Genomic DNA, 5,365 nt, shown 5'->3' on the forward strand with positions numbered 1-5,365 from the left:
TGAGGTCTGATTTCCATTGAACTTGCGGACCTCGTTGGCCGGGGTGGGGGCGCTTAGGGTTGGGGTGTGGGGGCTGGTGGGGGTCGGTTCGTGGCTTACGGCCCGTCGCACTTGGTGCTGATGGCGCTGATCGTGGTCGGGGCCGTTGCCGTCGTCGTGCTCGGACGCCGGTGTCGTGAGGCCGGGACGATCACGCTGGTCGCGCGGGTCTTCGCCGTGGTGGTCGTGGCGTTCGACGTGCCGCTGGTGATCTACGGGATGCTGCCCTCGCGGTGGGACATCGGCGATTCCCTGCCGCTGCACCTGTGCGACCTCGCGTGGATGGTCAGCGCCTTCGCGCTGTGGACGCGGCAGCCGCTGGCGTGCGCGCTCCTCTACTACTGGGGGTTGACGCTGACGCCGCAGGCGATGATCACGCCCGCCCTGGACGCGCCGGACTTCCCGTCGCTGCAGTTCATCGAGTTCTGGGGCCAGCACCTGCTGGTGCTCTGGGCCGCGGCGTTCCTGACCTGGGGCGTCGGGGTGCGCCCGGACTGGCGCGGCTACCGGTTCGCGGTGGTGGTGACGGTGGTGTGGGCCGCGGCGATGCTGGTCTTCAACGCGTGGGCGGGCACGAACTACGGCTTCGTCAGCCGGAAGCCGAACAACCCGTCGCTGCTCGACTTGATGGGCGGTTGGCCCTGGTACCTGGCCGTGGCGGCGGTCGTCGGGATGGTCGCCTGGGCGCTGCTGACCTGGCCGTGGACCCGGAACGAGCGCGCTTAGGCGCCCATGGCGAAGCCCTGCTGCCGCCAGGCCTCGTAGACCGCGACCGCGGCCGAGTTGGCGAGGTTCATCGAGCGGATGCCGGGCAGCATGGGGATGCGCACCTGCATCGTCGCGTCGTCGAGGACCTCGTCGGGCAGGCCGGTGGATTCCGGGCCGAACAGCAGGACGTCACCGGGCCGGTAGTCGACCGTTTCGTAGGAGCGCTCCGCCTTCGAGCTGAAGGCGAAGATCCGCTCCGGCTGCAGCGCCCGCCACGCCGAGTCGAGGTCCGGGTGGACGTGCAGGGCGGCCCGGTCGTGGTAGTCGAGACCGGCTCTGCGCAGCTTCGCGTCTTCCACGGAGAACCCGAGCGGTTCGATCAGGTGCAGGGCGCATCCGGAGCCGGCCGCCATGCGGATCGCGTTGCCCGCGTTGCCGGGGATCTCCGGGTGGTAGAAGACGACGTGAAACACCCGAAATCGTTTCACACCGGCACACCCGGCGGCACTCCGGGGCGGAAAACCGTTGGTGCGACGAGATCAACTCGTGGCAGCCGGGCTCAGACCAGGCCTCCGGTGGCGCGGATGTTCTGACCGGTCACCCACCGCGCGTCCGGGCCGGCTAGGAACGCGACCACGTCGGCGATGTCCGCGGGCCGTCCGAGCCTGCCCAGAGGAGTCATGTGCTCGGTCGCCGCGATGGCTTCCGAGCCGACCGCGCCGCGCAGCAGGTCGGTGTCGGTGGGGCCGGGCGAGACCGCGTTGACGGTGATCCCGCGCGCGCCCAGCTCCTTCGCCGCGACCCGCGTGAGCTGCTCGACCGCGGCTTTGCTCGCGGCGTAAGCGGATTCGCCGGGACCGGCCCAAACGGTGCTCATCGTGGAGATGTTGATGATCCGCCCACCGCTGCGCATCCGCCGCGCCGCCTGTTGCACCGCCAGGAAGGTGCCCTTGGCGTTGACGGCCATGATCCGGTCGTACTCGGCCTCGGAGGTGTCCAGCAGCGGCGTGCTGCCCGGGATCCCGGCGTTGTTGACCACGATGTCCAGCTCGCCGAGGTGCTCGTCGGCGACCGCGAAAAGCCTTGCCACCTGGTCGGTTTCACCGACGTCGACCTGTTCGGCCTGAGCTCCCGTGCTGGCGCTGAGCGCGTCGGCGGCGGCTTCGTCGCGGACGTAGCTGAACAGCACGGTCGCCCCGTCGGCTGCCAAGCGCTGCACGATCGCCCGCCCTATGCCGCGGGATCCTCCGGTGACGACCGCTGTCCTGCCGTGAAGTGCCATGCGCCGATCGTCTCGGCAATTGCGGCGGGAACCGGTCCGGAATTCGTCTCGTGAGTGGTTCGAGGTGCCATAGCGCCCCGAAGTGCTCACGAGTCAGCGGGTGCGGGTGGAGTCGCGGGGGACCAGTCGCGGGTCGGGGTTGCTCACGACCTGGGCGGCCTCGGTGCCCTTCAGGTTCGCCAGCAGGAGTTCGACCGCGCTCGACGCAGCTTGCGCCAGGTGCAGGTCCACCGCGGTCAAGGTCGGGGTGCTGGTGCGGGCCCGGACGCCGTCGTAGCGGGTCGCCACCTGCAGGTCCCCCGGGATGTCGAGCCCGCGCACCGCCGCTGCGCGCACTGCGCCGATGGCGAAGGCGTCCACCGCCGCGCAGATCGCGTCGACCTCGGGGTGCTGCGCCAGCAGCTCCTCGCACGCGGCCTGCCCGGTTTCCTCGCCGCCCGACTCGTCGGCCTCGACGACCAGCGGCGGCATGCCGTGCTCGCGCGCGAACTCCGCGTAGACCTCCGCCAGGTCCACGTACCAGCTGCGATGCCCGCTGCCCATGAGCAGGGCGATCCGGTCCGCGCCCTGCTCGCGCAGGTGGTCCAGCAGCAGGCGGCCGACCTGCGGTGCGCGCAGGTCGACGTGCGGCAGGTCCATGCCCTGCTGCGGGCCCATGGTCACGATCGGCACCCCGCGGGACTGCAGGCGCTTGGTCGTCGGGTCGTCCTGGTCCGGTTCGATGACGATCGCGCCGTCGATGTCCAGCGAGTCCAGCGGCGGGTCGGAGGAGTCCAGCGGCGGCACCACCACCAGCGCGAACCCGTGCAGCAGCGCGGTCTCGGCCGCCGCGGCCGCGACCTCCATGAAGAAGCCCAGCTTGGACGGGCCGCCGCCCACCGCGACCGGCATCGACGACACCAGGCCGATGGTCCGCGACTGGCCGCTGCGCAGCCGCTGCGCGCGCAGGCTCGGGCGGTAGCCGAGCTCGGCGGCGGCCTGGGCCACCCGCTCCCGCGTCCGCGGATCGACCTTGCCGATGCCGTTGAGCGCGTGCGACACGGTCGTGCGCGACACCCCGGCCGCCCGCGCGACGTCAGCGATCGTCGGCCGGATGGGTCCCGCCATCGCATCTCCTCACCTTCGAACCGCCGCTCAGGCTATTACGCCCCACCCGAGCCCGGAACCCCGTCGTGGGTGCGCAGGCGTGCTCCAGCCCGCGTGCGCGCTCACGACGGTCAGGCGATGTCGCGGTGGAGGAGGTCGGCTTCGGTTTCGCGGCGGATCCAGGCCTCGACCGCGCCATCGTCGATCGCCAGCACCGGGGGACGGGGGACGAGGTTGTAGGTCGAGGCCATCGAGTGGTGGTAGGCGCCGGTGCACGGGACCGCGAGGAGATCGCCGGCGCGGATGTCGGACGGCAGCTGCACGTCGGGGATCAGCACGTCACCGGCTTCGCAGTGGCGTCCGACCACGCGCATCGAGCGCTTCTGCACGTCACCTGCCCGGCCGACCAGGCGCGCGGTGTAGCGCGAGTCGTACAGCTCGGGGCGCGGGTTGTCGCTGAAGCCGCCGTCCACGGCGACGTAGGTCCGGGTGCTGGTGTGCTTCACGGTCACCACCCGGTACAGCGTCACCCCGGCTCGCGCCACGATCGCCCGACCCGGCTCCAACGTCAGGCGCGGCGGCACGAGACCGTGCTTCCGGCATTCGAAACCCAGCACGCGGGGGATGCGGGCGGCGAAGCCGGACAGGTTGAACGAGGCGTCGCCGGGGCGGTAGGCCACCGCATGCCCGCCACCGAGGTTGAGCTGCGGCAACGCGACCCCGTGCCGAACCGCGATGTCGGCGAGGAAGGCCACGAGGCGCCGCACCGCCTCCTCGTACCCGGTGACCCCGGCGATCTGCGAGCCCAGGTGGCAGTGCAGCCCCACCAGCCGCAGCTCGGGACGGGAGAGCACCCGGGCCACGACCGCCGCCGCTTGCCCACCGGCCAGGGACGAGCCGAACTTCTGGTCCTCGACGCCGGTGGCCACGGCCCGGTGGGTGTGCCCGTCGATGCCCGGCGTCACCCGGACCAGGACGTCCTGCGGACCGACCAGCCGGTCGACCTCCGCCACCGAGTCGATCACCACCCGGCCGACCCCGGCGCGCGCCGCGGCCCGCAGCTCGAGATCGGTTTTCGCGTTGCCGTGCAACAAGATCCGCTCGGCGGGGAAGCCGGCGGCCGCGGCGGTGGCGAGCTCCCCGCCCGAGCAGACGTCGAGCGACAGGCCTTCCTCGGCGATCAGCCGGGCCATCCGGCGGCACAGGAACGCCTTGCCCGCGTAGGCGATCTCGGCGTCCAGCGCGCGGTAGGCGCGGCACCGGTAGCGGACGGTCTGCACGTCCAGCACGTAGCTCGGGGTGCCGAAGCGTTCGGCGACCTCGGTGAGCGAGACACCGCTCACCGCCACGTCGCCGGAGGGCATCGCCTCGGCCGCGTCCGGCCAGATCGCGGCGGGCAGCTTCTCGGGCAGGCTCCGGCGGTAGGTCGGCAGCAGTTCGGCCAATGTCATCGGGTCTGTCCCGCCTCTCCTCGGTGTGGGTTGCGTTCGGGATTGATCTCGTGTTCTGCGGTTTCTCGTGGCTGGTTCGCGTCACGGCCCCCGAGGTGCGGTTGAGCAGCTATCGGTTCTCCGCGCTGGGGGCTTCCAGGACTACGCCGGGTCGGGACGGGCGGACCAGGGTCCGGGCGCGGTCCTGACACGCCGCCCGCACGTCCTGATGTGCTGTTGACGGCCTGGTCCGGGGCTTCTGGTAGAGAAGACGTATGGCAGGTGCAACACCCCGGAAGCGGAAGGGGGCGACGGAGGAGCGGACCGCTGCGCAACACCGACCGGTGGCCCGCGTGCTGGTCGACGTCCCGCTGCCCGTGCACCTGGACCGGCCGTTCGACTACCAGGTGCCCGACCGGCTCGATGCCGACGCGGTGCCCGGCTGCCGGGTGCGGGTGCGCTTCCGCGGCAAGCTGGTCGACGGCTACCTGCTGGAGCGCAACGAGACCACCGACTTCAAGGGCGCCCTGTCCTGGGTCGAGCGGGTGTCCTCGCCCGAGCCGGTGCTGACGCCGGAGCTGCTGGAGATGGCCCGGGCGGTGGCCACCCGCTACGGCGGCATGCTCACCGACGTGGTGCGCCTGGCCATCCCGCCCCGGCACGCCGGAGCGGAGAAGAAGGCCCCGAGCGAACCCGGCCCGACCCCGCCGCGACCGGAGGCCGCGAGCTGGGCCCGCTACCTGTTCCCGGGCCGGTCGGTGCTGGACAACTTGTTCTCCAGCGCGTTTGCGGTACCGACGATCGTGCTCGGCATCGGTCT

Annotated in this window: 6 protein-coding genes; 2 read left to right on the forward strand and 4 right to left on the reverse strand. The window is 71.7% G+C overall.

The window, feature by feature from the left end; genetic code table 11:
- Positions 1-90: 90 nt before the first annotated feature.
- Positions 91-765 (forward strand): YwaF family protein, encoded by a 675-nt coding sequence (locus ABTZ89_RS35180; RefSeq protein ID WP_351053095.1) that lies wholly within the window; start codon positions 91-93, stop codon positions 763-765.
- Here ABTZ89_RS35180 and ABTZ89_RS35185 read toward each other — a convergent pair.
- From ABTZ89_RS35185 to lysA, 4 genes are all read right to left on the reverse strand, one after another.
- Entirely contained in the window at positions 762-1,220 is a 459-nt protein-coding gene (locus ABTZ89_RS35185) for a tRNA (cytidine(34)-2'-O)-methyltransferase (RefSeq protein WP_270954324.1), read from the reverse strand. The genes ABTZ89_RS35180 and ABTZ89_RS35185 overlap by 4 nt on opposite strands.
- 86 nt (positions 1,221-1,306) lie before the next feature.
- The gene (locus ABTZ89_RS35190) at positions 1,307-2,029 is read right to left on the reverse strand and encodes an SDR family oxidoreductase (RefSeq protein WP_351053098.1); all 723 of its coding nucleotides are present in this window, start codon (positions 2,027-2,029) and stop codon (positions 1,307-1,309) included.
- Between the two features lie 93 nt (positions 2,030-2,122).
- A complete protein-coding gene (locus tag ABTZ89_RS35195) occupies positions 2,123-3,136 on the reverse strand; it encodes a LacI family DNA-binding transcriptional regulator (protein ID WP_270954322.1) in 1,014 nt (337 codons plus the stop codon).
- A 110-nt stretch (positions 3,137-3,246) separates the two neighbouring features.
- Positions 3,247-4,566 (reverse strand): diaminopimelate decarboxylase, encoded by a 1,320-nt coding sequence (lysA, locus tag ABTZ89_RS35200; protein WP_270954321.1) that lies wholly within the window; start codon positions 4,564-4,566, stop codon positions 3,247-3,249.
- Between the two features lie 323 nt (positions 4,567-4,889).
- Here lysA and ABTZ89_RS35205 point away from each other — a divergent pair.
- A partial coding sequence (locus tag ABTZ89_RS35205) for a primosomal protein N' family DNA-binding protein (protein WP_502949645.1) occupies positions 4,890-5,365 on the forward strand: 476 nt, incomplete at its 3' end.

The organism is Saccharopolyspora sp. NPDC002686 (assembly GCF_040295745.1).
In the GTDB taxonomy this organism is placed as follows: domain Bacteria; phylum Actinomycetota; class Actinomycetes; order Mycobacteriales; family Pseudonocardiaceae; genus Saccharopolyspora; species Saccharopolyspora oryzae.

Excerpts from the sequence above, each read along its gene's own strand:
- lysA (WP_270954321.1), bottom strand. The coding sequence starts at position 4,566 with ATGACATTGGCCGAACTGCTGCCGACCTACCGCCGGAGCCTGCCCGAG.
- ABTZ89_RS35190 (WP_351053098.1), bottom strand. The coding sequence starts at position 2,029 with ATGGCACTTCACGGCAGGACAGCGGTCGTCACCGGAGGATCCCGCGGC.
- ABTZ89_RS35195 (WP_270954322.1), bottom strand. The coding sequence starts at position 3,136 with ATGGCGGGACCCATCCGGCCGACGATCGCTGACGTCGCGCGGGCGGCC.